This is a genomic window from Arenicella xantha, from assembly GCF_003315245.1.
In the GTDB taxonomy this organism is placed as follows: Bacteria; Pseudomonadota; Gammaproteobacteria; order Arenicellales; family Arenicellaceae; genus Arenicella; species Arenicella xantha.
This window is the reverse complement of sequence record NZ_QNRT01000005.1, coordinates 120,222-144,182: the sequence shown is the minus strand read 5'-3', so window position 1 is coordinate 144,182 and position 23,961 is coordinate 120,222. Positions and strand designations below refer to the sequence as shown.

Sequence of the window (23,961 nt, the reverse complement as noted above, 5' to 3'; positions counted from 1 at the left end):
GTTATGGCAGGTGGGTTTGACGAAAAACCGTCGGCGTAACGCCATATACGGCTCGAAATGCCTTATTGAATGAGCTCAAAGATCGAAACCCGACGTCTAGCGCAATATTCAATACCGCTTGATCAGCCATTCTCGAATCAGCCAATCGCTCACCGGCTTCTTTAATACGGAATCCATTCAGATAATCGTTGAAATTGCGATAACCCAAGCCGGTGTTAATGATTTTTCTGAGGCGGTACTCAGGCAGCTCCAAGCGCTTCGCAAGCTGCCCAATGGTTAGACCCATTTCACGATATACACGTTGTTCAAGCATCATGTGCTCAAGCTGGGAAAGTACTTCGGGAGGGATATCTAAAGAAGAAATCCCGCAGTCATCCAAAGAAATCGGCGTCGGTGGATTTACCGGATCGACCCGGCCAAATATGGTTGGTTTGTACTGCAAAAAAAGCAAATTCATAATCAGGCAAATAATCCCGACTGGGAAATACTGCGATTGCTCCAACCACTGCTCATCGGTGATCACTAGCTCACGCAACACTACCATTATAAAAATATACAGTCCGGCGATTGCGCTAAAGATAAGCCGTAAATCGCGCCGCGCTTCGATCAAGTCGTCGCGCCAAAAACGCACCACCACGTACAGCGCCCATGCTAGCAATACAAATTCGATAGCCTGTGGAAAGATATCAAAAAGCCAATGCCAAGAGGGCCCACCGAGGTATACCGACAGAATGCCAAGCTGGGGCAACATCACGGTAACGGCGACTAAACCAAGATTCCAAAATCGCAGTTTGAACCGGTCATCAAATAAACTGTAACACAGCAACCAAAAGAACCCAGGAACCGCCGTCTCAATGGGAATCAGCCAATCCTCTAGCCAGTGCTGTGTGAAAAAGGGTCGTAATAAATAAGCGCAAGTGGCCACTAAAAAGAGGCCTAAAACACTCTGCGGTAGTCGCCATTGCTTATGTTCGCGAAGCAATAAGGTTGCACTTAATACAACTTGTGAGATAGCCAAGCTTAAGGCAGCAACGAGAAGATTATCCATGCTTTGTGCAGCATCGTAAGTAGGCTGAGAATGCCCAAGCATTAACCAAAACAGCGTGTGTTTGCAAAATTCACCACCCAGAAGAAATTCATGACAAAGGTAGTATACCCACCGACTCAACTCAAGCTCCTTGTACTTTTCCTCAGCAACCGCAGATTGAGCGTCGACAGAGCGACAAACGAGGCAATACGGGGAGCTAAGTTACAGAGAGCTGGATAAAAAAAGTAGTCGAGCTTGGCAATGCGCACTTATCTGAAATATCAGCTTGAGAAACCTTGGGCAGGGGTAGGGGCAGTTTCTCAAATTGGCGTGCAAAGTATATTGTAGGGTCCTCGCCCGACTACTTGTGGTCACAAAAATCATACGAAACCCGAAAAAGTGTCCCGTATAAGCAACATCTTTACAGATTTTTAGTGATATTGCTAGTGGTAAATTAAATATCACAATTCTCATGCTGCTGGGAAAAGCCAACAAAGGCTGCTACAGTTCTCGGGTTTATATGCTCCCTTACGGTCTGCTATGACCAACCCTAAAGAGCCGTAGATATACGGAGAACCATCTATGCAAAAGTCAGCAACATCTAGGGCTGTCACCATATTAGTCTTCATTTTGATGACTTTGTATTCTGCTTGGAGCTGGTTTTTTCAGATCGGGCTTTACGGACTCCTAGTGCGATTACAGTTCAATTTATTTGAACTGCATTACCCAATTGCCACCGGCATTGTCATGTGGGTTGTTCTAGCCGTTATTCCGCTATCGAGCCTGTACACTGGCAAGCGCAGACACGAGTTTGAGTTACGTCCCGCAGAATTGGCAACACGACTGAGAATTCGGAGCGCTTCGTTATTTGTGTGGTTCTTATTACTCTCGGCACTGGCCGGCGCCAGCTACCATTTGTCGTCGCAAATTCCCGATGACGACGCCCCGGCTGTTGCGGTAGATGCTACTTGGGGCGGCACTGACTCACTTTGGCAATTTGGCACGATGTGGTTTACCAAGGTTAGTATTACTGGCGACGGCATTAGCGACAGTGTGGTCTTGCGTCAAGATGAGCTGGTTGAAGGCACCACGGTATTTCGTCGCTATATCCCAATTAGGACGCACGCCAATCCATCTACGCCGATTCAGTTTGTAGAATCGTTTCGCTCTGATTCGGTTAATCGCGTCAATCGAAACCCTGTGACCAAAACCGGCTATGTACTACCTAAGGCACTGCCTGTTTTAGTGAGGCATTCGTTTGAAGAAGATGGAATAAATACCGCCAAATACACCTATTTGATATCCACCGAGGTGATTGATGGCAAAACACTACTCAGAATACTGAGTGCAATCATGGCCATTATTGCACTATTTCTATTGGTTGCATTACTGCACTCTCCGTTTCATAGCCGACAAAAACTCAAAGCACAGCGCGAGCACTTAGGTAGCTGGTAACCAAATCACTTACGATTATGACAATCCCGACCATTCTGATTTTTGACCTTTTAGGGGTATTCGTATTTGCATTAAGCGGCGCACTCGCCGCCGCCCGCAAAGACATGGATATTTTCGGCTACGTGGTGCTGGCATTATTACCCGCGATCGGTGGCGGAACGGTGCGCGACCTAATTCTAAACACCTCAGTGTTTTGGATAGACCAATCTATTTATGTCGTTGTCGCAGCCATTGCCGGCGTATTGGTATTCTTTTTCTCGGTACGTGTTGGCCAGCGCTACAATGTTCTTAAGTGGGCCGATGCGCTCGGACTCTCATTGTTTTGCGTCATGGGCGCATCCAAAGCCTATGCAATGACCTCCGACCCGGTCATCGCCGTCACCTTAGGTGTTGTAACGGCGGTGGTTGGCGGCATCCTTCGTGATGTGGTTTGCAATGAAATACCGCTGATTCTAAAGCGCGAAATCTACGCTATTGCGGCGATTACCGGTTCAACCGTTTACTGCATTGCGAGTGCTCTAGCATTGCCTGAGTTGTGGTCATTATTTATCGGCGGAGTTTGCGCGTTTACCGTTCGCGCGCTGGCGATTATTTACCATTGGTCATTACCTACTGGCAGGTAATTGGCTAAATAGTTAGCTACCCGCCACACATTATCTGACCAAGATGCTGGCATTCTTGATCACCCTGAAACAGCTACAACAATTTGATGGATACCCTATGAAACACAGCCTCATATTTAGCCTATTAACACTGCTCCTCACTGCTAATTTCGCAATAGCGCAGCCAAGCGCTGAAGCTGAGCAATCACAGTATGTAGTTACGCTACTGCGCGCTGCACCAGGCAAGTTGCCCGAGTTAATCGACATCGCAAAAGCTCGCAAAACCGCGTCTGACGGCAATATGATCATCATGCGTCATAGCCAAGGCGACCACTGGGACTTAATGCTATTAGCCCCCGCTCCAAAAGCGCCGAGCACCACACTTGAATATCAAGCACTAGTCGATTTCCAACATGATTTTCTAAGCCGTAGCCAAGCCAGCTGGGATCAAATACAGGAGTTGGCAGTAGACACCGGCTTATTTCACATTGAAATGTTTCAAGCGGCACGTGGGCAATATGCGGGCCTGCTCAAACAACGCATTATGGAAAATGACTATTTGACCGCAACCCAACGCAACGCAAACCTGATCTTTGAAACCCAGTTCGGCAGCGACGTCGATATATTTACCCTCGGCTTCCATTCCGATCTAACTGCATTTGCCACAGACCCTAAACTACCAGAATCGGTTTTTGAGAAAGCCGCTACTGACGCCGGCTTTAAATCACGTGGCGACATTGGGTTTTATTTAAGAGAGTTTTTAGTCGGCCACCAAGACACGCTCGCCACGCAAGTTAAATAATCTTGGTATGATGACACCTTGACCAATGGAGGATTTACTATGCATATCGAACACTTGACTACCCAAGTCTCTGCATCAGACCAGCTCGACGTTAGTCACATTCAACAGATCGCTGATATGGGCGTCGAGCTACTAGTGTGTAATCGACCCGACGGCGAAGATGAAGGCCAGACGCCATTTTCGGAAATCGCCGCGGAAGCCGAGCGACTCGGTATGACGCCAATACTGTTACCTTTTTCGTCGTACCAAATTACCGAAGCCAACCGCGACGAATTCATCAAACTAATCGAAACTCGCAAGCGTATTCACACCTATTGTCGATCAGGTGCGCGCTGCAAACGGTTGTGGCAACGAGCCAACGCGGTAGTCGGCGGCGAAGAAGAGTACAACCAAGCTCAGTCAGCCTAAGCGTTAGCGAGACACAGGAAGCGTTAGCGAGACACAGAAAGCGTTAGCGAGCAGTGAACAGGCCAAGCGGCACACACGTTAGCAGCACATCGCTTGCGATATGCTGCATTCATTAAAGACTCTAATGCTCAATCACTATGCCGCACACTATCCACATGCACGAGCAGTTTCACTGCGAACGAAATATCTCTGACGTATTCGACTATGTCGTTGATTTCTCGCGCATTCAAGAGTGGGATCACACCATTAAACACTCGAGCAAAGTTACTGATGGCCCAATTCAACTGGGCACTAAATTTGATGTGATATTTGCCATGGGGCCAAGGCGCATTCCCATTGCCTACGAAATTACTGAGTGGGACTACCCAAACCGCGCTGTACTAACTGGCGTCAGCGATAACTTTACCGCAATTGATACCGTTACATTGACCGCCAACGAATCAGGTTGTCATCTAGACTGGGACGCAAAAATTGACTTTCGGGGGCTCGCCGCCAAAGTCGTGCCGTTCATGGAAAGCAAGATCGTATCTGGCGGCGCCCAAACTATTCGTGACCTAGAAGTCGCGCTCGCTGATGATTTTCCAGTACCGAGCTTAGGTACCTTCAGCAAACTAGCAGACAAGTTGATTCTGCCCGGAGTGCTGTCATTTTCAAAAGCTGGCTACGCTGCACACAAAGGCAACTGGAAGCCCGTCACGGCCAGCATTAAAGGCAAACATGCCATTGTAACTGGCGCCACATCGGGACTCGGACTCGCAACCGCCAAGTCGCTTGCGCACTTAGGTGCCCATTTAACGTTGGTTGCACGTGACGCCGACAAAGCCAATGCAGTTGCTCGAAGCATCACTGAACAGACTGGCAACGCCAACATAAAAATCGAGATTGCAGACCTTGCTTTAATCGCGGACGTCAAACAACTAGCAGCGCGCTTGCTAAACAAGGCGAGTGCGATCGACATTTTGGTGAACAACGCAGGGGCATTGTTTAATGATCGTCAAGTAACGTCTGAAGGGTTAGAACAAAGCTTTGCATTATTGTTGCTGGCGCCGACCATATTGACTGAAAAATTACAGCCCTTGTTAGCCAAAAGCGACGACGCACGAATCATCAACGTGGTGTCAGGAGGTATGTACGCGACTCGAATATCGGTGTCCAATCTCGAAAGCACCAAAGGTGAATATCGTGGTACCGATGCCTATGCCCGCGCCAAACGAGGACTCGTAATCAAAGGCGAACAATGGGCTGAGCAGTGGGCTGGCGACGGCATCACGGTACATCATATGCATCCGGGCTGGGCGCAAACTCCTGGGGTTGAAAGCAGTCTACCGGGATTCACCAAAGCCACTCGACGTATTCTGAGAACGCCCGACGAAGGCGCCGATACCATTGTGTGGCTAGCGCAGGCTACTGAAGCGGGCAAAACATCTGGACGGCTTTGGTTAGATCGTCTGCCACACAGTACCCATTTACTCAACAAGACTCGAGAAACCGACGCTCAGCGTATCGCCCTAGCCGAGGCGCTGGCGCAATACGCGGCGCGCTTCGACTAAATCCAGCTCTAGTTTGTCTAGTGTGGCTATTTCAAATGACGCCATAGATGCGTAAAGCCTAGAGCAACTCGCTTAGCAAGTTGCTCACTGGTCACGCTGCCTTTATGCCCGCCCTCAGTGTTTTCATAGTAATCCACTTGCTGCTTGAACGCGGCCATACGAGCGGCCATCTTGCGCGCATGACCGGGATGCACTCGATCATCTAAGGTCGAGGTGAAAAAGAAGATAGGAGGATAAGTCGTATCTTTATCTAGGTTTTGATAGGGGCTATAGGTCTGCATAAACGTCCAATCATCGGTATCCGGATCACCGTATTCGGCCATCCAGCTAGCACCAGCCAATAAGGTATGGTATCGCTGCATATCCAACAAAGGCACACCACAAATTACTGCACCGTATAGATCTGGCCGTCGAATCATGGTCGCGCCCACCAACAGGCCACCGTTCGACCGACCTTCAATACCCAGGTGCTTTGGGGAGGTGATTTTGCGTGCAATTAGATCTTCTGCCACCGCCTCAAAGTCTTCGAAAGACTTCACTTTGTTTTCGCGCAATGCCGCCGCATGCCATGCTGGACCGTATTCACCACCACCGCGAATATTGGCCAACACAAACACGCCACCGCGCGCCAGCCATGCGTTTCCATAAACCCCGTTCAAAGCTTCATACGAGCCGGAATAAGATGGCGTTAACGACACACGAAATCCACCATATGAAAACATTAACGTTGGGTTGCTGCCATCTAACTTAGTGTCTTTATGCATCACCACGAAGTAAGGTACTCGTGTGCCGTCGGCGGACTTGGTGAAGTGCTGCTCGACCTTAAATAGCGCCCCGTCAAATGAAGGCTTCTGCTGCAGTACTTGGTTCGCTTTCAGCTCAGAATCAACATAAAATAGGGTCGGCGCGGTAATAAAACCTTCATAGCGAACATAGAACGCGCCGGTTTTGTCATTAGTAGTCTGCACCGAAATCGTGCCTGAATTTGGCAAATCGACCCAGCTTGACTGCCAACCTTGTTGGTTTTTTTCAAACCGTATGATCTTCGAATTTACGTCTTCGAGTACGGTAACCAACAACACTTCATCTAATACGTTGATGGCCTCAACAATGGTGTCGGAACGCGGTTCAATCAGCACCGTGGGCATCACTTTGCTGTCATTGGCCATCAGAACGGCTTTCGGCGCCACCAACAATACCGCTCCTTGAGCATAGGTTTTACCTTGCCAAGCCCAGTCATCTTTTAACGACACAACGAGTTGACCTTGGATCATTCCCTCGACTACCGATGAGTCCGGTAAGGCCAATTCATGTGTTTTATCGCCTTCGACTATGTAGTAACGACTCGTCCAGTAGCTCAGGTTTTCATCAAGCAACGTCGTCGCATCGGCGCCTTGCCCAAAATGACTGACCGACGCCGACACCGAACTCACGTCGGTTTCAAACAATCGTTTTGCCTCGACTAACGGTGTACCACGCTCCCACACTTTTATCGACCGCGGGTAGCCCGACTCGGTCATGCTGTCGCTCCCAAAATCGGTGGCAACAAACACATGGTTTAAGTCACGCCATGCTACCTGCATCTTAGCGCTCGGTAGTTTGAAACCATCGGCCACAAATGCCATGTTGGTTAAATCAAACTCACGTAGTTCACTGGCATCGGTGCCGCCAGGGGATAGACTAACTAAACAGCGAGTGTATGCCGGCGCTAAGCAATTCATACTTTGGAATACCCACTTAACTCCATCATCTGCAGACAGTGCATCAATATCCAGCACCGTCTGCCAATCTGGCTTACCCGCATTAAACGTGCTCACCTTGGTGCGCAGATAACGTCCACGAGGATGCTCCTGATCTTTCTTTAATGAATAAAGCCAGTCGCCGCGTTGCGTAAGTTCTGGCAGCTTATCTTTGCGCGTAAGAGCATCAAGTGCCTCACTATACAAATCGGCGTACAAAGGATCATTGCCCAGCCTAGCTTCGGTTTTGGCGTTAGCCGCTGTTACCCACGCTAGTGACTTATCACCTTCTATCTGTTCCAGCCATTGGTACGGATCTTGGTTGACCTCGCTGACTACGCTTTCGTTTGTTAAATTTTCGATATCAGTGCTGTTAACTACTCCACTAAACGCGTTATCGCTAATAAGCCATAACGAGACGCCAGCGAGAAACGTACCGATAATGTTAATAGATAGATTCTGAGCCCGTGCTGGGGTCTCGGCAGCGGCTGAGTTCTGAGACGTTGCGCGGGTCTGATGAGTAACGTTATTCATAGCGTTTCTATTAGTAATGTTTTATGAGGGTAGCGGCAATCAGCACCATACTAGCAAATAGCATCGATTAAGATAGATCGACGACCGCCAAATACGCAGCCTCGAGACTTGCTACGCTATACTGATTGCATGCCTGACTTTATCTAAGATGCTAAGCGTGGCATTTTGGTCGCTAATTAATTACCCCAATGTTGATAATAATATGCAAGATTTAACACAAGCCTTTGAAGACACCGTGGAGTTGGTCAAGACTGCGCGCGGAAATTTCACTCCATCAAATCAACTTAAGCTCGAAATGTATGGTCTCTATAAGCAGGCTACCGAAGGCGATGTCCACGGCAAGAAACCAGGCATGCTAGATGTGGTGGGCAAAGCCAAGTACCAAGCATGGGCCAAGCTCAAAGGCACTGATTCAACTCAGGCTATGCAACTGTACATAAACAAGGTTGCCGAAATTAAATCTGATATTACTTAAGCCAAGACTGCATAACCCTTGGTTTGGCCGCCTAGCAATTGAATAGCCACAACGCGTGAACTAGCACAGTAAGTTATCTCGGCAAACTCGACAGCATCAAACGCTAGTCTAGACGATGCCACCATTTGCGTTGCTCGGATCGAAGGAATATGATCACTAAGCAGGTTCGCTGGTGACTCGGCACGCTCTCAAATAGAACGCACGCAATGTAACGTACAGGACCTGCGTTGTTTGATACGAACTCGACTCGTAATCTAACCGGTTTAACCCTATGAGCAACTCCAGCTTCAGTAGTCTGATCTACCGAATTATTGGCAAGCCCGAGCGCTGGCATGACGACTACATTGTCGACATCATGCAGCAGTACTTGGACGAAGCCGATACGTTGGATGATCCCGACAACCTAATGGAACTCGCCGCCGGCGATCAAATATTGTCGAAAATCAATCAAGGCAACGTTGCACTAAACGCGTTTAATACCCTGCTGGACAAGAGCCGTTTTCAGATGATTATCTTGGATGACGAGTTTAATCTGGTCTATCACAACCGTAACGCCAGCGCACTGCTCGACTACTTATGTGAGCCTAACGCGCCCGAGTCAATCAAGGCCGACCTCAAACGGCTAATTCAACAAACACCAATTTCTGATTCGGCCAATAAACAAAACGCTCTGCTTGCACTGCCGTATTATGATCCGAACGGTGACCATATTTATCTGCGCTCGATTCGCAGCCAAGTAAAAGACCATAGCAGCCCCACCTTATTTCATATTCTGATGGTGCTGGATAAATCTCACGCCAGTCAGCGACTCAATCCAGACCTAGTTGCCAGCTACGGCTTGACCGAAAAAGAACAAGATGTGTTGTTGAGACTTGTACATGGCAACAGTATTCGACAGATCGCAGACGCAGTGTTTGTCAGCGACAACACGATAAAATCACACCTGAAATCACTATTCAGAAAAACCAATACAAATTCACAAGGCACGCTAATAAGCTTAATTCTGACGCATGAGTCACAGGTTCTGGATTCATACTTTGAATCCGACATTACCACCGCCAGTGCCGAGCTAAACGATCAAAACGATCGTGAAATACGCCTTAGTGATGGTCATGCCATTACTTATTGCGAATACGGCCCCGCTGATGGCCGACCTTTGTTAGTGTTTCATAGTGGCTTTGGTTCGCGGCTCGCTGCGCCGCCCAATGCACATGAGATTTGTCAGCGATTAGGCCGTCGAATGATCATTCCGGATCGACCTGGAATAGGTAAAACACGCTTCATTGAAGGTCATCCAGCACAATGGAATGCCCAACTAAATGAATTTATTGATCTACTTGGCTTACAGCAATATGACCTGCTCGGAAGCGTTATCGCTTGCCAGTTAACCATGAGCTTTGCCGCACAAGCCGATCAACGTCTGAATAAAATAATTCTGGCATCACCGGTATTTTTGAATGACTACGAAGACACCAAGAACCTAACCGAAATCCTCGCTCCGGCCGCACGTTATGTACGGCTCTCGCCTGAGTTTGCTAAGGAAATTTATCAGCTCTGGCTAAAAAGCGTGACGCTGAATTTAGATGCGCATTACCCAGCCATGCTCGAGACCAGCGTTGGAACTGCCGAACGCGAAATGTTCGAACGGCACGGTATCGTGAAATTGCTGACCGATGTATTTAAAGAAGGCGCTCGACAAAGCCTCGACGGCATTTTAAATGAAATGATATTTTGCATGACCCCATTGCATCTAGACACTGAGCAGTTTAAAAAACCCATTGAGATATGGTACGGCACCGAAGACAAACGCATTACCGAAGCCGGTGCCCGAGCAATTTGCGATAAGTTCAAGCACGCCACATTACACATTCGCGAAGGCTACAGCGAACACCTTTACTACGCCCTATTTGAGGAAATTATTCAGTAGCAAGACGGTTGCGCAGAGAGCCGAGCGAGTCATCAACTGCATTCCTATTTGAAGCTTGCTACACTCACTCTCAAACTTGACGCAATTTACTCCACGCAGCCTTCATTATGACCACCGCCAACCAGCGCATTCGCGCAATTGATCCAATTCAACCGCCCAGCGCGCTGCTGCTTAAATACCCATTGTCTGGGACCGCCGAGTCGTTGGTCAATTCGACTCGCAATGCAATTAGCAATATTCTGCATAAACGCGACGACCGACTGTTGGTGATTGCTGGCCCATGTTCAGTACATGACCCCAAGTCAGCACTTGAATATGCCAAGCGTTTGGCCGAACTCCGCCAATTACATGCAGCCGACCTAGAGGTCGTCATGCGTGTGTATTTCGAAAAACCGCGCACTACTATCGGATGGAAGGGACTAATAAACGACCCCGATCTGAACCAAAGTTTTAACGTTGATAAAGGCTTAGACGTCGCGCGTAAACTGTTGCTCGACATCAATCAACTCGGTGTGCCCGCTGGTTGTGAATTTCTAGATGCAGTCACCGGCCAATACTATGCAGACTTAGTCAGCTGGGGCGCAATTGGAGCGCGGACCACGGAAAGCCAAATACATCGTGAACTAGCATCCGGCTTATCCTGCCCAATCGGTTTTAAAAACGGCACAAAAGGCGATGTGGATATTGCCGCCGATGCCGTTATTGCCGCGCGCGCGCCGCATATATTCTTGAGTCCAACAGAGGAGGGCACCACTGCCCTTTTTACCACCGCCGGCAATGAAGACGGTCACATTATTTTACGTGGTGGTATTCAACCTAATTACGATGCAAAAAGTGTCGCCGATGCAATAAAAATATTAGACAAGCGCTCAATCGATACCGGCATCATGATTGATATGAGTCATGCCAATAGCGAAAAGCAGCATCGCAATCAATTGAAGGTTGGGCAAAGCATTGCTGAGCAGCTTAGTGCTGGCAATCACGATATTGTCAGCTGCATGATCGAGAGCCATTTGGTGGAAGGCAAACAAGCAATTGCGGACCGTTCATCGTTGGTATATGGGCAGAGTATTACCGATGCATGCATAGGATTTGACGACACCGAAGACTTACTAGCCACCTTAGCTAAGGCGGTTCAAGCTCGCCGTCAATGCCAAGCCAGGTAGACTAATTTACTAAATTATTTGGCCGGCACCTGATTCAACATCGGTTCCTTTGCTTCAGTCGCGCGATCAAAACGCGCTAGATACTCAGGATGCTCAGTACCCATAATACGATCCCAAAACGTGAAATAAAACGCATAGTTACCGTTCCCCTTCTCATGGTGTAAGTCGTGGTGCGTGACCGTAGTAAAAATCCCTAAGATTGGATGTCGCGCCCAACCGCGAGGGAAAATTTCATAGCCACAATGAGCAATTGCATTGCGAAATATCTGAATCAACATGGCACAGATAAAAGCAGTTTTATGCATTGGCACTAAAATGAAGAACACCGGCGCAAAGATGTATACCAACACCGCTTCAGACGGCGCGAATGAGTAGGCAGTAAACGGCGTTGGGTTGTGTGAGCGGTGGTGCGTTAAGTGAAAGAACTTATAGAACTTCGGATGATGCATAAACCGATGCGTCCAATAGAAATAGGTGTCCAAACCAATGCTCCACAACACCACTGAAAACACCAAATAAGCCCAGCCATAGTCCGACACATCACTGTATATCTGGAAAATCGATCCACCAAAGAAGTAAATCATCAGTTGATTAGTAATACTAAAACAGAATGTGAACACGATGACCGTCAGCGTCGAGGTTCGAATTTCACGCCACATTTGTTTATTGCGCAGCTTGCTCGGCAATGGTTTACGAATGCGTCGATTCTTTAATAGACCGGCGAACACAACCCACGTCAGTAAAAAGATGCCTCCCGCACCGAGCCAATAGCGCGTAGCTTCAGTACGAAAACTATCTCCAAAGTTGCCTATAAAGTGGTCGAACACTCCAACAATAAATTCCATGTTTACTCCTGCTGAAAAACCATCAATGACTGTGACTAGAACGAAACCAGCATAAATGGATTTGGCGTATCTGACTGCGCGCTTCTGAAAAAGCATGATCGATTCTGAAAATGAGCGTGTTCTTTCAAAAATGAACAGACTACTTAGACAAATCGTCCATTAATTTGGCTCTGAACTCGGTTGGAGTGATACCAAGCTGCTTCTTGAAAGCACGATTAAAGGGCGCCAAAGAAGAATATCCGGCATCCATCGCAAGCGTTAAAATTGGTGTACGATGATAAATTGGGTTTGCCATTGCCTGCTGAACATCCAGTATTCGATAGTGATTCACAAATGATGAAAAGTTCTGATACCCCATTGACCGATTGATCAATGAACGCAATTGGTGCTCCGCCAAGCCAACTCGTTTGGCAAGGCCGCCAATCGTCAAACCCTGCTCTGCAAAGCCTCGTTCAGACTCCATAATACGTACTAGCTTGGCATGCGCGTCGACATCGCGTGGGTCAATGTGAATCGTGTCGAGCTGTGCCGTTGATGGGGTCTGAAACGCCAACGCACTCGGATGCAAACGCGTCAACCAAAGCACCGCCCATAACAGTATCGGCAAAGTAAACACGTAGGTAATCCAAATAGCTTGCCGAGAGTCCAGTTGTAACAAGTTAGCCACACGCTCAGTTACCACCGACAGCACCAATACCAACGCCACCGTCAAGGCGAACCAAACGCGTATTTGCCGTCGCCCTTCAAGCAAATCCTCCTGCCTGCCAACCAACGCCCGATACACCAAATGGCTCATCAAACTGACTGTCAAAATCGCTAGCGCGAAATCAATTTCCGGCAGCCAGAACACATCAAACCCTAGCGCATGAAGTCGATTAGAGGTGCCAAGAACCAAATAGATACTTGCCACCACGGCGTCCAGCACCGACAGCTGAAAATCATCATCAAATAACGCGCGACCTAGCCACCAAATGAACAGCGTGGTGAACATATCGAACAGGCGAAGCGGTATCTTCCATGGCATACCGACTTGCAGCTCCGGCGAGCCTGTGGCCAGCAACATAAAGCAAATTGCCAACAACAACGGTATCGCAAATCGGAACACACGAACGTGCAAACCATCACGACAAATTAGTGCCGCCAAAGCCAATAACAGGCCCATAGCACTAAACTTAAAAAACGCTTCCAGCAGTAGCATGTAATAAATTGCCGTTGGTTAGACTACATAGTGTAGGTCACGATGGCCAACTATCATCGCATTGTTAACGTGGTAAGTTAATCATCTGCACCACGTAAAACGACACACCACACATAAAACTGTCAATCAGATGGTGCTACTAAACGAGAGATAGCTTCGCCTTTGACATAGTCCACCGCTTTAGCCAGTTCGTCTAAACCACTCGCATCGCTACCGTTGCTAATCTCATCGAAGATTACCAATGAACCATTATGGTGGGGCTTAATAGTGATCGTCCAAATTGTTTTGACCGCCATACCCTGCAATGGTCCAAATGGCGCTTCAAGACGTAGCAGTTCAGGAGCCTGAAAATTGACGACCATGCCATGCAACACTGAGTGCCCATTCCAGTCTTCACGCCATAATCCGCCAGCCTCAAGGTCTAACGACAAATTAGACGCATCGCCGGAGTAGGTGTGATCCGGATGCCACCATTGACTCGGTTGGCTCAAACGCAGCCACAGCTGGTCCGGGCTTAGCGTAGACTGAGCCTGATGTTGCAACACATAGTGGCTTGGTGTTGAGGACACGACTTTTGCATGCAATGACACCGAAAACACGCACACCATAATTAACAAAACTTGTTTCATTTGCTTAGCTCCCAGTCTCTACTGTTGACGCAACGTCAATCGAGCACCTCGTACACACAAGTTGCTGACTCAAAATGCCTTTGCAAAATTTTAGATTAATCTGCAAAAATTAGCGAGTTCCACTCAGTTCACTATTCACAAAAAATATTAGCCATAGCGTCTGGTGGCGAGAATTGATTTCGATTATCGTCAGTCTACTTAGTCTGTAATTTTCCCTCAGCGTATGCCACAGCCCAGCAAACTTGCCCCCGCCACCAAAATACTGATTCTCAGCGGCTGCATGCTACTGATGATGTCGTTTGGTTTTCGCTCTTCGTTTGGCTTATTCGTAAAACCAATTTCGGAATTTCACAACTGGGGTCGAGACACTATCGCGATCGCCCTGGCCATTCAGAATTTAAGTTGGGGCGTGGTCGCGGTATTCGCCGGAGGTTTAGCTGATCGCTACGGTAATCTACGAATTATCCTTGGTGCTGTCTTGGTGTATGCGGTTGGTTTGTTCTCGATGGCCTATGCCGACACACCGTTATTGCTAAATTCCTCGGCCGGCATTCTAGTTGGCGCAGGCATTGCCGGTACCTCATTCGGCATCGTCATTCCGGCATTGATGCGCGCCGTGCCCGATGATCGAAAGCCATGGGTAGCCGGCATTGCAACAGCCGCTGGATCAATGGGTCAGTTTTTGATCGTGCCGTTTTCGCAAACCTTAATTGATGCCTTTGGCTGGTTTTCGTCATTGCAAATTCTGTCAGCCATGACGCTCTTAATGGTCATTATGGCAATTCCATTGGCGCCTTACTCTGGTGCCAACGAGGTGCACGACAAGGCACTTGACCAGTCGACCTTAGAAGCCCTCAAGGAAGCGTTTCAACACAAGCACTACGTCTTACTGGTCATTGGCTTTTATGTTTGTGGTTTTCATTTGGCATTCATCACCGTACACATGCCAGCCTATCTCAGCGACCTAGGTTTTAGTGCCAAAGTTGGGGCATGGAGTTTAGCGCTGATTGGCGTGGCTAATATGATTGGTTCCTACATGTCGGGAGTCTGGTCTGGCCGTGTCCCCAAACAATCTATGCTGGCGTGGATCTACTTGTTGCGCGCCTTGGTCATAGCAATATTCATTATATTGCCAGCGTCGATTTATTCGATTGTATTTTTCAGCATCGGCATTGGTCTACTGTGGCTCGCCACCATTCCTCCAACCTCTGGCTTAGTCGCCGTCATGTTTGGCACACGCTATATGGCGCTTCTATATGGCGTGGTGTTTCTATCGCACCAACTAGGTAGCTTTACAGGGGTTTATTTAGGTGGGTTTCTCTACGAACAGTCCGACGCATTCCAGGTCGTTAGCTCATTTTGTGGTCAATACCTAGGATTCTCAACTTACGGAGATGCGGCTCGCTACGATCTTGTTTGGTTGATCAATATCTTACTCGGGGTACTCGCGGCGATCATACACCTGCCAATCCGCGAACGCGCAGTCGGTCGATTCGCGCGCGCTCAGTAGTGCTTGCTAACATACATATTAAATACATAATTGTGACTGACCGTTGTGTGAGTGCCAGCACGAGTAAGCGCTACAACACTCACGGCTAAATGAATATCGATAAATCTCAATTTACGCTACAGTGCGCAATTATTCTAATTTGCGATGAACATGACAATTGATACTGGTGAGATGGCCAAAACTGCAGTCACCTGTAGCAGTTGTCGGGCTTGCTGCTGCCGCTTAGAAGTAATGATTATTACCGACACCGGCGTTCCTGAGGAACACATTGCGATTGATGAATGGGGCGGTGAGACCATGTTGCGCTTAGATGACGGCTGGTGCTCAGCATTAAACCGCGAAAGCTTAATGTGTTCGATCTATGAGAATCGTCCGTGGATTTGTCGAGAATTTGAATTGGGTTCACACGAATGCCACACTGAACGTTCTCTCGGCGGCATCACGCCAATCAGCTAGCGGCTCGTAGATCATAGCGACCGATTAACTAGCTCTTGAAGGGTCATTTAGAAGCGTCATTTAAATCTCTATCAATCGCGGCGCTCCAGCGTGGGTAAACTCACCTCAATGGTTCCTACATTCAGCGCAAAATCATGGTGATAGGACGGTGCTTTTTTGCGCAATGTAAAACGCTCAGTCGGGGTTTTAGGTTTAGCCAATTCAGTTACCTTACACTCAGGGGTACATAACCATGCATTGCCACCATCGTGACTAAACTCCACCGACGTCACTAGAGATGCCCCCACTGATTCGCGTAAAAAGAAGCCCATCGGTAGAAAGTCAGGATTCCACGGCGCACCTCTTTTAAACCGACTGTGGATGTTGCCAGTAATAACTAAATGCAAGGCTTCTGGATTGTTCTGATAAACCCGCGAAATATTTGCGGCGAGCGCTTTATCGCGATTCTCAGCTTGCTGGTCATCAAATGCAAATAGTTCAACGTCATAACCTTCAGATTTTAATACTCTTAATTGTTCGACCAGCGTGAACATCGCGTAACTGGTTCTACCGTCTTGATGTGTCGCATTCCAATACCCATTACCCAGTAGCAATTGTTGGTCTTTGGAGCTCCCTGCCGATTGTAAATATCCATTTAAGTCTCCGGCCTGATCAAGCGGATGCTCAATACCGACCTTAATAACTTGATCGCGCCGCGCTAACTGACTAACTAGCGCTGCGAAATACGCCGGCATCTCTTGCGTGCCATGTAATTCGCCAAACAAAAGAATCCGATGTGATGCTGCCAATTGTGCAAACTGCTTATCAACCGGTGGTATGGAACTTTGTGAAAATGCAGTCGAGCTTAAACTTATAGACACACATACACAGCCAAATAATAGCGCCGCAGTTGGCACATGTAGCCAGCGTCTCATGCTTAATAGCATCACTTTCAGCTCCTTTTGAAAAACCACTGTTGAAATAAATCACTATTACAGGTTCGCAGCTTAATATCCATCAGCAACCCGCAATTACGCGATTTAACCGAGACCGCGTTACTCCTCGACATCTCAAACCGCATTAATCTATTTGCGGTACTCTTTGACCGTATTTTGATACTGAAATTTAGAGCAGGGCACAAACTGTAAATTTGATGCTGATTTTGATTTATCCTAAATGCTGTTGCAACTTTTGATAGACGTGACCATGGCAAACAAACGCTTGATTCAGCACCTTAATCATATCACCAGACCAGGTAATTTATGAGCCACCAAGAAATTCACCGCTCACATCGCATTGGCTGGCTGCGAGCAGCCGTATTAGGCGCCAACGACGGTATCGTTTCCACTGCAAGCCTGATTATCGGTGTAGCCGCCGCAAGTGCATCTCAACAGAGCATTTTGCTGGCGGGAATTGCCGGTTTGGTCGCGGGCGCCATGTCGATGGCCGCCGGCGAATATGTTTCGGTCAGCTCGCAGGCGGACACCGAGAAAGCCGATATAGCCATCGAAAAGCGGTCGCTAAAGGACAACTATGAATCAGAAAAAATTGAACTGGCTGACATTTATCAGGACAGAGGGCTCGACGCCGACTTAGCTAGACAGGTTGCCGAGCAGCTTATGGAGCATGATGCCTTGGGCGCTCACATTCGTGATGATATCGGCTTGGCGGATAGCCAAAGCGCGCGGCCTCTGCAAGCGGCACTGTCATCAGCCAGTATGTTTACCCTTGGTGCCGCCTTACCATTGATCGTTGCATGGCTCACGCCCGGCTCAACTTTGATTTCATTAGTCGCTAGCTCATCACTACTATTTTTGGCAATGCTGGGCGCACTGGCCGCCAAAGTTGGTGGTGCCTCAGTACTAAAGGGGGCTGCCCGAGTCACTTTTTGGGGAGCATTGGCTATGGCGCTAACCGCCGTGGTTGGCAATCTATTCGGCGTTGTTGCCTAACACTACCGAAGTCAGGCAACTCTGCTAAAACAGCTTTTGCCTTTCTTCAAGCAATTTTCGACATCTCATTTAGGGTAAAGCTGTCTACCGCACCATCGGTGGCTTCGATATACGCTTTGAGATGATCATTATTCATATGTTCTTGCCATAGCTCTCGCGATTCCCAGCTCTCGTAAAATACAAACACCGAGGGCTCTTCGTTATCTTGATGCAAATCGTATCGAATACAACCTTGTTCTTTGCGCGTTGGCTCAATAAGATGCACTAGAGCCGACTTCACCAAATCAGTTTGTGCTGGTTTTGCGACAATACGCGCGACGATAGTTAGTTCATTATTCATAGTTTACTCAAAAAAATTCTCAGTTAGGACTTAATGTTCTTCTCAATATGACTGATGGAAACGCGTCACGAGGCTACTAAAATCCCTCGAGAACAACTTTACCGACTGCCGAATTACTCTCAATATGAGCATGTGCACGCTTCAAATTCGCCGCATTGATGGTTCCATAATTCTCGCCAAGCGTGGTTTTCAAACGCCCTTGGTCAACCAATTGCGCAACGTGACTGAGCAGCTGGTGTTGTTTGACCATGTCCCAAGTATTGAACATCGAACGAGTAAACATCAATTCCCAGTGCAATGACAATGACTTTGCTTTTAGCTGCATAATATCAATAGGCGCTTTAGGGTCATCAATCAGTGCGAGTTTGCCTTGCGGAGCGAGCACCTCAACCAATTGGGCAAAATGCTGATCGGTTTGATTAAGGCTAATTACGTGAGACACCTGTTCAATGCCGTGCTCCTTAAGCTGCTCAGCCAATGGCAGATGATGATTAATCACAAAATGCGCTCCCAGTTCGCGAACCCACGCTTGGCTCTCGGGGCGCGATGCCGTGCCAATTACAGTAGCATCGGTTAGCTGCGTGGCCAGTTGAGTGAGAATTGAGCCAACACCGCCGGCCGCGCCAATAATCAACAAACTCGGTTTAGGCGCGCCCGACACCGCTATGTCGGCAGTGGCATCATCTGCGAGCATCGGTACGAAACCGATACGGTCGAACAGTAATTCCCACGCGGTGATCGCCGTAAGTGGCATTGCGGCCGCTTCAACATTGGAGAGTGTCGTTGGTTTTAGACCAACAATGCGCTCATCGACCAATTGAAACTCAGCATTAGACCCAGACCGTGTTAGATCACCGGCATACCACACCTGGTCTCCAACACTGAAAAGCTCAACCGCTTCACCAATCGCGACGACCTCGCCAACAGCATCCCAACCGAGGACCTTGTATTCACCTTCAGCGGCAGACGCCGAGGCACGGATTTTGGTGTCGACGGGGTTGACCGATACGGCTCGCACGTTCACTAAAATATCGCGGCCAGTGGCCACGGGCTTATCCAATTCGATATCCATTAAAGCATCGTTATGTTCAATGGGCTGTTGGGTTTGATAGGCAATTGCTTTCATAACTTCTCCTCAATAATTTGCCTAGGCCGGTTATTGGCTAGACTTGGTTTATTTGCTTGGTCTTATTATTAACAAGCACAGCAAGCACATAAACGGCATAATAGGCGAAACATATTCAAAATATTTTTGATAATGAACGTCAATGATTTAACGCTATTTGTCCGTATCGCCGATAGTGGCAACATCACCCGTGCCGCTCAGCAACTCGATATCAGTGCTGCAGCCGCCAGTGCGGCGATTAAACGACTTGAGAAGCAACTTGGTGTGGCCTTATTCATTCGCTCCACGCGACAGCTTCGCATCACTGGCGAAGGTGAACGCTTTTTGGTGTACTGCCGGGAGGCACTTGCTAGCCTCAATGCTGGGCAAGCGTCAATTCACTCATTGAAAGGTAAGGTAGCTGGCGAGCTTAGAATTTCCGCGCCCTCCGACTTAGGCCGCAATATGCTGCTCGACTGGGTCGACGAGATTATGTTGGCTCATCCAGATTTGTCGATCCACCTCTTTTTGGGTGACTCACTCTCTGACTTTTATTTAGATCGCGTTGACCTAGCAATCCGCTATGGCAATCAGGAAGACTCGTCAATGGTGGCATTTGAGCTGGCAACGATCAATCGAATACTGTGCGCCTCACCAACCTACTTAGCCAAACATGGTCTCCCGACCAAACCCAGCGACTTAAGCAAGCATAACTGTTTGTTGTTACAACTAAACAGCCGCCCAAATCGAATTTGGGAGTTAGTATCAAATCACCAAGACGATACTGGTGCGCTTAAAATACAGGTACGAAGTGACCGATGTGCGAATGACGGCGATGTCGTGCGCCGTTGGGCTGTGGCTGGACGCGGGATTGCGTTTAAATCACGACTCGATGTGTCTGAAGACCTTAAATCCGGTCGACTAGTACGCGTATTACCGGATCATCAATCTCGTCGAATCTCATTGAATCTACTAAGCCCAACACGCCGTCAAATCACACCGGCGGTACTGCTGTTACGAGATATGCTACGCGCCAAATTTGCCCAACGACTAGCTATTTAGGCTGATTAACCCGCGAATACAACACATCTAACAGGCCCATCGCAAATGCTGATGCAACAAACGTAATGTGCATAACCACGTACCATAGCAACTTGTCATTATCGACGGTCTCGGCAGCCATGAACTTTTTTAGTAAGTGAATAGATGAAATGGCCACAATGCTGGCGGCTATTTTGGCTTTCAATGACGAGGCATCCATTTTGCCTAACCAACTGAGCTTCTCTTCGTCTTTGCCTAAATCAATTTGCGAGACAAAATTCTCATAGCCGCTCATCATTACCATAATCAGTAAGCCGCCGACCATAGCAATGTCAACCAAACTCAACACCACTAAAATCATGTCGGCTTCAGATAACACAACGATATCCACCAACAAGTGAAATAGTTCCAAAAAGAATTTAATACCCAAAGCGAGGATCGCCAAGCTTAGGCCAAAGTAGATCGGTGCCAGTACCCAGCGTGAGCGGTACATCATTCGTTCAAAGAATTGTTCCATGGAAATAAGGTTTACTTAAGGCGAATTTCAGGGGGAACTTATCATACCGCTAAATGACTACAGACGGGAGTCGCTAAGCAATTGATTTGTTAACCGCACGGTTGAACGAGCCATGTTTAGCACGCAAATTAATTATAGGCCGCGATTTAGCCCCATTTAATTATCAACATTCCAACGCATCAAATCGTACACTCCCTGATCTTCCACCAAGACGAAACCCAGACGTTTATACAACGACATAGCAGGATTATTTTTTTCGACGTGAATGGTCACCGGCAGCGTCAAACGACGTGCCTTATCGAGAATGTGGCTGAGCAGCGCGACCCCGAAACCGCGACCTCGAGATTGCGGCACTAAAGCGATGTCGATAATGCGTATTTCGTCCTTCCGAACGTCAAGATATAGCCGACCAATGCGACGGCTAGATTGCATAATGATACTGAACTCAGCTTCCGCAAATTGGTCGTGGTAGAACTTATGTTGGGCCTCGAATTGCATATCCAGAAATTCGCTAATTTGCTCACTGGTCCATGGCACCATACTCATTTCAACTTCTCGCGTGGAACCATACAGTCGGCGCAGAAACGACCGGTCTTTGTCGGTCGCGGGTCGAAAGGTGAGATCATATTGATCGAGTAATGTTGGATTCATAAGGCTAAGCATTCTGCGGTTGGTTCAAATTGTGAGGCATGTTGGCTCCTTGTCAGTACATACAAATAGGTAGACAGGCTATGAAAGCATGTAACACTCCTTTTTACTCGTGAATGAAGCCGAGAGTCGATCTTCAATTCGTGCCACACATGGCGAAATTTAAATAGACGTGGTGGGACTCTTGGTACCAAGTCCGGCTCGTTCACCACACGCAAGCTGTTAGGGACTTGCGCAACAAAAGCTGCCGAGAAGTGATGATCGCCGGTACGAGGTGAGGCGAACGTGAGTATTCTGATTTCATCAGCATAGCCTTTAACGCTGAAATCAAATGCCATCAGCGTCGCCAACGACGAGCCGAGGCTGTGCCCGACCACGGTAATCATTGACACGTCCTCAAGTGCCGCCAAGTATTCATCTAGGCTGACATCGTGGCGACTGCCAAAATCAGAAATAGCAAACCTGTCGAACACCTGTTTAAAACCCAATTCAACTCGACCATGCTTTGCGTTATGCGAAAAAGGAACTTTGTCGAATTTAACATCATCTAGCCATTCCGCTGCATCGCTGGTACCACGGACTGCAATTATCAGATGCTGAGGGTCGGCATTGGATCGCGCAAGATATCCATAAAATTCACGCTTACTGTCGCTCGGCTTATCTTGAGAATGCAAGTTTTGCGTGGCTCGATAACCAGCTACAAACGTGTCAGGTGCGGGCGGGCTAAAGTCACTCGAATACCGGTGAAATTGATCATAAGTTAGATTCACCATTTGACCAAAATCGATAATTTCTTGCTGAGAAAAGCCCACTTCTTCGGCCTGCGACAGTGGCACGGAGTCACGCCCAGCAGTTGCACACGCAGTCAAAAAATAGGCCACCAACATGGTAAGGCAAAGTGGTTTAATCATGATTGTCGTCCATGACATGTTAACCGAACATGATCGGTTGATTCTTGCGCAATGCGCATTTTAGCCCCCTAATTGTCCTGCCCCAATACAACTATACCATCATGCAAGCCGTTAGTGCATGCAGCAGGCGCCAAAATATCTATTACCAGCTCGGTTGCCGGCAAGGGCATTGTCAGCCAATCAATTTTTCGAAAAAGCCTACGGCTATGCGCTACTAATTCGGTACAAAATTGGGCAATCTAGCGCGCTGACACCGCATACGCTCCAATCTTGGGGACTTTTATCCAGTTCGAGGAATCCGCGCCTTTGCCATCCCATACTTTTAAGTACGCACCACCTTTATTGATGTTTGGCTCTTGGCTCAGTATCCACACTAGCCCAGACTTAGAGACACTTATACTGCTTGCGGTATTTTCGGGTGATTTTACCATTATTGGATTGTCAGGGGCCGCGGTCTTTACCTGTCCACTCGCTGTCACTATCCAATAGCCGGTTACATCTTTAGCACCAACCCCTCGTGGCTTCCAACCCGTTTTGGAGGATTTGAAAAAGTACACGGGGTTACCAATACCTGCATCTGGTTCGGAGCCAATAGCCGCAATCAAATTCTCAGCAGGCCCAATTTCGCTAAAGGATGCACTCACGTCAAAAAACGGCCCTTTAGCGTTGCCTTGACTCAGAATTTTTCCCGCTGCGGTCACATGTAGAATTTCTTGAGTTGCACCGTCTACCACATAGGCATTGCCAGCGTAGTCGCCACTGACATCAGACACCTCAACACCGCCTTCGATCTTCACTGTTTTCCACTCAGTACTCCCATTGGGCCGTACTTTCAATAGATTACCGCCGCGATCAGCTTTACCCGAGTCAGTGGATACAATCCACACGCTCCCATCCCCACCAGAGCTCACATTGAGCGCAAAGTCTGGCTTAGACTGTGCCTCCGCAACGCCCTTCATCGACACCAATTGGACTGTGTAACTGGAATCAATTACATACGCATAATGCTCGGCTGCGAACACGTTCATCGAAGGCACTGCCAATAGCGCCACAGTCGATTGGATTACAAGTTTGATAACTTTTTTCATTTAAATAGCTCATTTCTACAAAAATTTTAAGATTAGTACCTGGTATTGATATGTCAA

General features: G+C 48.0%; 24 protein-coding genes. 12 read left to right on the top strand and 12 right to left on the bottom strand.

Annotated features, from left to right (window positions below; genetic code table 11):
• Nucleotide 1: 1 nt before the first annotated feature.
• Nucleotides 2–1,048: a helix-turn-helix domain-containing protein gene (locus tag DFR28_RS15940; RefSeq protein ID WP_170132136.1), complete on the bottom strand. Its 1,047-nt coding sequence runs from the start codon at nt 1,046–1,048 to the stop codon at nt 2–4.
• Nucleotides 1,049–1,609: 561 nt separating this feature from the next.
• Here DFR28_RS15940 and DFR28_RS15935 point away from each other — a divergent pair.
• The 5 genes from DFR28_RS15935 (at nt 1,610) to DFR28_RS15915 (ending at nt 5,844) form a co-directional block, all read left to right on the top strand.
• Nucleotides 1,610–2,482 (top strand): hypothetical protein, encoded by an 873-nt coding sequence (locus DFR28_RS15935; protein ID WP_113955379.1) that lies wholly within the window; start codon nt 1,610–1,612, stop codon nt 2,480–2,482.
• 17 nt (nt 2,483–2,499) lie between these two features.
• Nucleotides 2,500–3,105, top strand: coding sequence for a trimeric intracellular cation channel family protein (locus DFR28_RS15930; RefSeq protein ID WP_113955378.1), 606 nt, complete (start codon nt 2,500–2,502; stop codon nt 3,103–3,105).
• 97 nt (nt 3,106–3,202) lie between these two features.
• On the top strand, nt 3,203–3,886 hold the full coding sequence (locus DFR28_RS15925; RefSeq protein WP_147251033.1) for a hypothetical protein: 684 nt from the start codon (nt 3,203–3,205) through the stop codon (nt 3,884–3,886).
• 39 nt (nt 3,887–3,925) lie between these two features.
• Nucleotides 3,926–4,294, top strand: coding sequence for a protein tyrosine phosphatase family protein (locus tag DFR28_RS15920; protein ID WP_113955376.1), 369 nt, complete (start codon nt 3,926–3,928; stop codon nt 4,292–4,294).
• A gap of 137 nt (nt 4,295–4,431) precedes the next feature.
• Nucleotides 4,432–5,844: an SDR family NAD(P)-dependent oxidoreductase gene (locus DFR28_RS15915; protein WP_113955375.1), complete on the top strand. Its 1,413-nt coding sequence runs from the start codon at nt 4,432–4,434 to the stop codon at nt 5,842–5,844.
• Between the two features lie 26 nt (nt 5,845–5,870).
• On the opposite strand, the gene DFR28_RS15910 is transcribed toward DFR28_RS15915, so the two are convergent.
• A complete protein-coding gene (locus DFR28_RS15910; RefSeq protein WP_113955374.1) occupies nt 5,871–8,117 on the bottom strand; it encodes a prolyl oligopeptidase family serine peptidase in 2,247 nt (748 codons plus the stop codon).
• Between the two features lie 202 nt (nt 8,118–8,319).
• Here DFR28_RS15910 and DFR28_RS15905 point away from each other — a divergent pair, with 202 nt between their 5' ends.
• The 3 genes from DFR28_RS15905 (at nt 8,320) to DFR28_RS15895 (ending at nt 11,685) form a co-directional block, all read left to right on the top strand.
• The gene (locus DFR28_RS15905; RefSeq protein ID WP_113955543.1) at nt 8,320–8,592 is read left to right on the top strand and encodes an acyl-CoA-binding protein; all 273 of its coding nucleotides are present in this window, start codon (nt 8,320–8,322) and stop codon (nt 8,590–8,592) included.
• A gap of 271 nt (nt 8,593–8,863) precedes the next feature.
• Complete coding sequence (locus DFR28_RS15900; protein WP_113955373.1) at nt 8,864–10,519, top strand: alpha/beta fold hydrolase; 1,656 nt, start codon at nt 8,864–8,866, stop codon at nt 10,517–10,519.
• 107 nt (nt 10,520–10,626) lie between these two features.
• Complete coding sequence (locus tag DFR28_RS15895) at nt 10,627–11,685, top strand: 3-deoxy-7-phosphoheptulonate synthase (protein ID WP_113955372.1); 1,059 nt, start codon at nt 10,627–10,629, stop codon at nt 11,683–11,685.
• A gap of 14 nt (nt 11,686–11,699) precedes the next feature.
• On the opposite strand, the gene DFR28_RS15890 is transcribed toward DFR28_RS15895, so the two are convergent.
• From DFR28_RS15890 to DFR28_RS15880, 3 genes are all read right to left on the bottom strand, one after another.
• A complete protein-coding gene (locus DFR28_RS15890; RefSeq protein ID WP_170132135.1) occupies nt 11,700–12,530 on the bottom strand; it encodes a sterol desaturase family protein in 831 nt (276 codons plus the stop codon).
• Between the two features lie 139 nt (nt 12,531–12,669).
• The gene (locus DFR28_RS15885; RefSeq protein WP_113955370.1) at nt 12,670–13,728 is read right to left on the bottom strand and encodes a helix-turn-helix domain-containing protein; all 1,059 of its coding nucleotides are present in this window, start codon (nt 13,726–13,728) and stop codon (nt 12,670–12,672) included.
• Between the two features lie 122 nt (nt 13,729–13,850).
• The gene (locus DFR28_RS15880; protein WP_113955369.1) at nt 13,851–14,357 is read right to left on the bottom strand and encodes an SRPBCC family protein; all 507 of its coding nucleotides are present in this window, start codon (nt 14,355–14,357) and stop codon (nt 13,851–13,853) included.
• A gap of 223 nt (nt 14,358–14,580) precedes the next feature.
• Here DFR28_RS15880 and DFR28_RS15875 point away from each other — a divergent pair, with 223 nt between their 5' ends.
• Nucleotides 14,581–15,867: an MFS transporter gene (locus DFR28_RS15875; RefSeq protein ID WP_113955368.1), complete on the top strand. Its 1,287-nt coding sequence runs from the start codon at nt 14,581–14,583 to the stop codon at nt 15,865–15,867.
• 150 nt (nt 15,868–16,017) lie between these two features.
• The gene (locus DFR28_RS15870; protein WP_113955367.1) at nt 16,018–16,323 is read left to right on the top strand and encodes a YkgJ family cysteine cluster protein; all 306 of its coding nucleotides are present in this window, start codon (nt 16,018–16,020) and stop codon (nt 16,321–16,323) included.
• A gap of 71 nt (nt 16,324–16,394) precedes the next feature.
• Here the strand turns inward: DFR28_RS15870 and DFR28_RS15865 are convergent, their stop codons facing one another.
• Nucleotides 16,395–17,237 carry a TraB/GumN family protein gene (locus tag DFR28_RS15865; RefSeq protein WP_147251032.1) on the bottom strand — a complete coding sequence of 281 codons (843 nt, stop codon included), beginning with the start codon at nt 17,235–17,237 and terminating at the stop codon, nt 16,395–16,397.
• Between the two features lie 327 nt (nt 17,238–17,564).
• Between DFR28_RS15865 and DFR28_RS15860 the strand changes: the two genes are divergently transcribed.
• On the top strand, nt 17,565–18,254 hold the full coding sequence (locus DFR28_RS15860; protein ID WP_113955365.1) for a VIT1/CCC1 transporter family protein: 690 nt from the start codon (nt 17,565–17,567) through the stop codon (nt 18,252–18,254).
• A gap of 46 nt (nt 18,255–18,300) precedes the next feature.
• On the opposite strand, the gene DFR28_RS15855 is transcribed toward DFR28_RS15860, so the two are convergent.
• Both DFR28_RS15855 and DFR28_RS15850 read right to left on the bottom strand, forming a co-directional pair.
• Nucleotides 18,301–18,594 carry a putative quinol monooxygenase gene (locus DFR28_RS15855; protein ID WP_113955364.1) on the bottom strand — a complete coding sequence of 98 codons (294 nt, stop codon included), beginning with the start codon at nt 18,592–18,594 and terminating at the stop codon, nt 18,301–18,303.
• Nucleotides 18,595–18,670: 76 nt separating this feature from the next.
• Nucleotides 18,671–19,720 (bottom strand): zinc-binding alcohol dehydrogenase family protein, encoded by a 1,050-nt coding sequence (locus DFR28_RS15850; RefSeq protein WP_113955363.1) that lies wholly within the window; start codon nt 19,718–19,720, stop codon nt 18,671–18,673.
• 132 nt (nt 19,721–19,852) lie between these two features.
• Between DFR28_RS15850 and DFR28_RS15845 the strand changes: the two genes are divergently transcribed.
• The gene (locus DFR28_RS15845; RefSeq protein WP_113955362.1) at nt 19,853–20,761 is read left to right on the top strand and encodes a LysR family transcriptional regulator; all 909 of its coding nucleotides are present in this window, start codon (nt 19,853–19,855) and stop codon (nt 20,759–20,761) included.
• Here DFR28_RS15845 and DFR28_RS15840 read toward each other — a convergent pair.
• The 4 genes from DFR28_RS15840 to DFR28_RS15825 all read right to left on the bottom strand — a co-directional run bounded on the left by DFR28_RS15840 (nt 20,754) and on the right by DFR28_RS15825 (nt 23,904).
• Nucleotides 20,754–21,257 (bottom strand): TIGR00645 family protein, encoded by a 504-nt coding sequence (locus DFR28_RS15840; RefSeq protein ID WP_113955361.1) that lies wholly within the window; start codon nt 21,255–21,257, stop codon nt 20,754–20,756. The genes DFR28_RS15845 and DFR28_RS15840 overlap by 8 nt on opposite strands.
• 156 nt (nt 21,258–21,413) lie before the next feature.
• Nucleotides 21,414–21,908, bottom strand: a complete 495-nt coding sequence (locus DFR28_RS15835) for a GNAT family N-acetyltransferase (protein ID WP_113955360.1) — start codon at nt 21,906–21,908, stop codon at nt 21,414–21,416.
• Nucleotides 21,905–22,816: a lipase family protein gene (locus DFR28_RS15830; protein ID WP_170132134.1), complete on the bottom strand. Its 912-nt coding sequence runs from the start codon at nt 22,814–22,816 to the stop codon at nt 21,905–21,907. Before DFR28_RS15830 ends, DFR28_RS15835 begins: the two co-directional genes overlap by 4 nt.
• Before the next feature lie 239 nt (nt 22,817–23,055).
• On the bottom strand, nt 23,056–23,904 hold the full coding sequence (locus tag DFR28_RS15825; RefSeq protein WP_113955358.1) for a hypothetical protein: 849 nt from the start codon (nt 23,902–23,904) through the stop codon (nt 23,056–23,058).
• Between the last annotated feature and the right edge of the window lie 57 nt (nt 23,905–23,961).

Bases quoted from the DNA above. Each gene is read 5' to 3' on its own strand.
- DFR28_RS15940 (WP_170132136.1), bottom strand. From the start codon at position 1,048: ATGGATAATCTTCTCGTTGCTGCCTTAAGCTTGGCTATCTCACAAGTT.
- DFR28_RS15935 (WP_113955379.1), top strand. From the start codon at position 1,610: ATGCAAAAGTCAGCAACATCTAGGGCTGTCACCATATTAGTCTTCATT.
- DFR28_RS15930 (WP_113955378.1), top strand. From the start codon at position 2,500: ATGACAATCCCGACCATTCTGATTTTTGACCTTTTAGGGGTATTCGTA.
- DFR28_RS15925 (WP_147251033.1), top strand. From the start codon at position 3,203: ATGAAACACAGCCTCATATTTAGCCTATTAACACTGCTCCTCACTGCT.
- DFR28_RS15920 (WP_113955376.1), top strand. From the start codon at position 3,926: ATGCATATCGAACACTTGACTACCCAAGTCTCTGCATCAGACCAGCTC.
- DFR28_RS15915 (WP_113955375.1), top strand. From the start codon at position 4,432: ATGCCGCACACTATCCACATGCACGAGCAGTTTCACTGCGAACGAAAT.
- DFR28_RS15910 (WP_113955374.1), bottom strand. From the start codon at position 8,117: ATGAATAACGTTACTCATCAGACCCGCGCAACGTCTCAGAACTCAGCC.
- DFR28_RS15905 (WP_113955543.1), top strand. From the start codon at position 8,320: ATGCAAGATTTAACACAAGCCTTTGAAGACACCGTGGAGTTGGTCAAG.
- DFR28_RS15900 (WP_113955373.1), top strand. From the start codon at position 8,864: ATGAGCAACTCCAGCTTCAGTAGTCTGATCTACCGAATTATTGGCAAG.
- DFR28_RS15895 (WP_113955372.1), top strand. From the start codon at position 10,627: ATGACCACCGCCAACCAGCGCATTCGCGCAATTGATCCAATTCAACCG.
- DFR28_RS15890 (WP_170132135.1), bottom strand. From the start codon at position 12,530: ATGGAATTTATTGTTGGAGTGTTCGACCACTTTATAGGCAACTTTGGA.
- DFR28_RS15885 (WP_113955370.1), bottom strand. From the start codon at position 13,728: ATGCTACTGCTGGAAGCGTTTTTTAAGTTTAGTGCTATGGGCCTGTTA.
- DFR28_RS15880 (WP_113955369.1), bottom strand. From the start codon at position 14,357: ATGAAACAAGTTTTGTTAATTATGGTGTGCGTGTTTTCGGTGTCATTG.
- DFR28_RS15875 (WP_113955368.1), top strand. From the start codon at position 14,581: ATGCCACAGCCCAGCAAACTTGCCCCCGCCACCAAAATACTGATTCTC.
- DFR28_RS15870 (WP_113955367.1), top strand. From the start codon at position 16,018: ATGACAATTGATACTGGTGAGATGGCCAAAACTGCAGTCACCTGTAGC.
- DFR28_RS15865 (WP_147251032.1), bottom strand. From the start codon at position 17,237: ATGAGACGCTGGCTACATGTGCCAACTGCGGCGCTATTATTTGGCTGT.
- DFR28_RS15860 (WP_113955365.1), top strand. From the start codon at position 17,565: ATGAGCCACCAAGAAATTCACCGCTCACATCGCATTGGCTGGCTGCGA.
- DFR28_RS15855 (WP_113955364.1), bottom strand. From the start codon at position 18,594: ATGAATAATGAACTAACTATCGTCGCGCGTATTGTCGCAAAACCAGCA.
- DFR28_RS15850 (WP_113955363.1), bottom strand. From the start codon at position 19,720: ATGAAAGCAATTGCCTATCAAACCCAACAGCCCATTGAACATAACGAT.
- DFR28_RS15845 (WP_113955362.1), top strand. From the start codon at position 19,853: ATGAACGTCAATGATTTAACGCTATTTGTCCGTATCGCCGATAGTGGC.
- DFR28_RS15840 (WP_113955361.1), bottom strand. From the start codon at position 21,257: ATGGAACAATTCTTTGAACGAATGATGTACCGCTCACGCTGGGTACTG.
- DFR28_RS15835 (WP_113955360.1), bottom strand. From the start codon at position 21,908: ATGAATCCAACATTACTCGATCAATATGATCTCACCTTTCGACCCGCG.
- DFR28_RS15830 (WP_170132134.1), bottom strand. From the start codon at position 22,816: ATGATTAAACCACTTTGCCTTACCATGTTGGTGGCCTATTTTTTGACT.
- DFR28_RS15825 (WP_113955358.1), bottom strand. From the start codon at position 23,904: ATGAAAAAAGTTATCAAACTTGTAATCCAATCGACTGTGGCGCTATTG.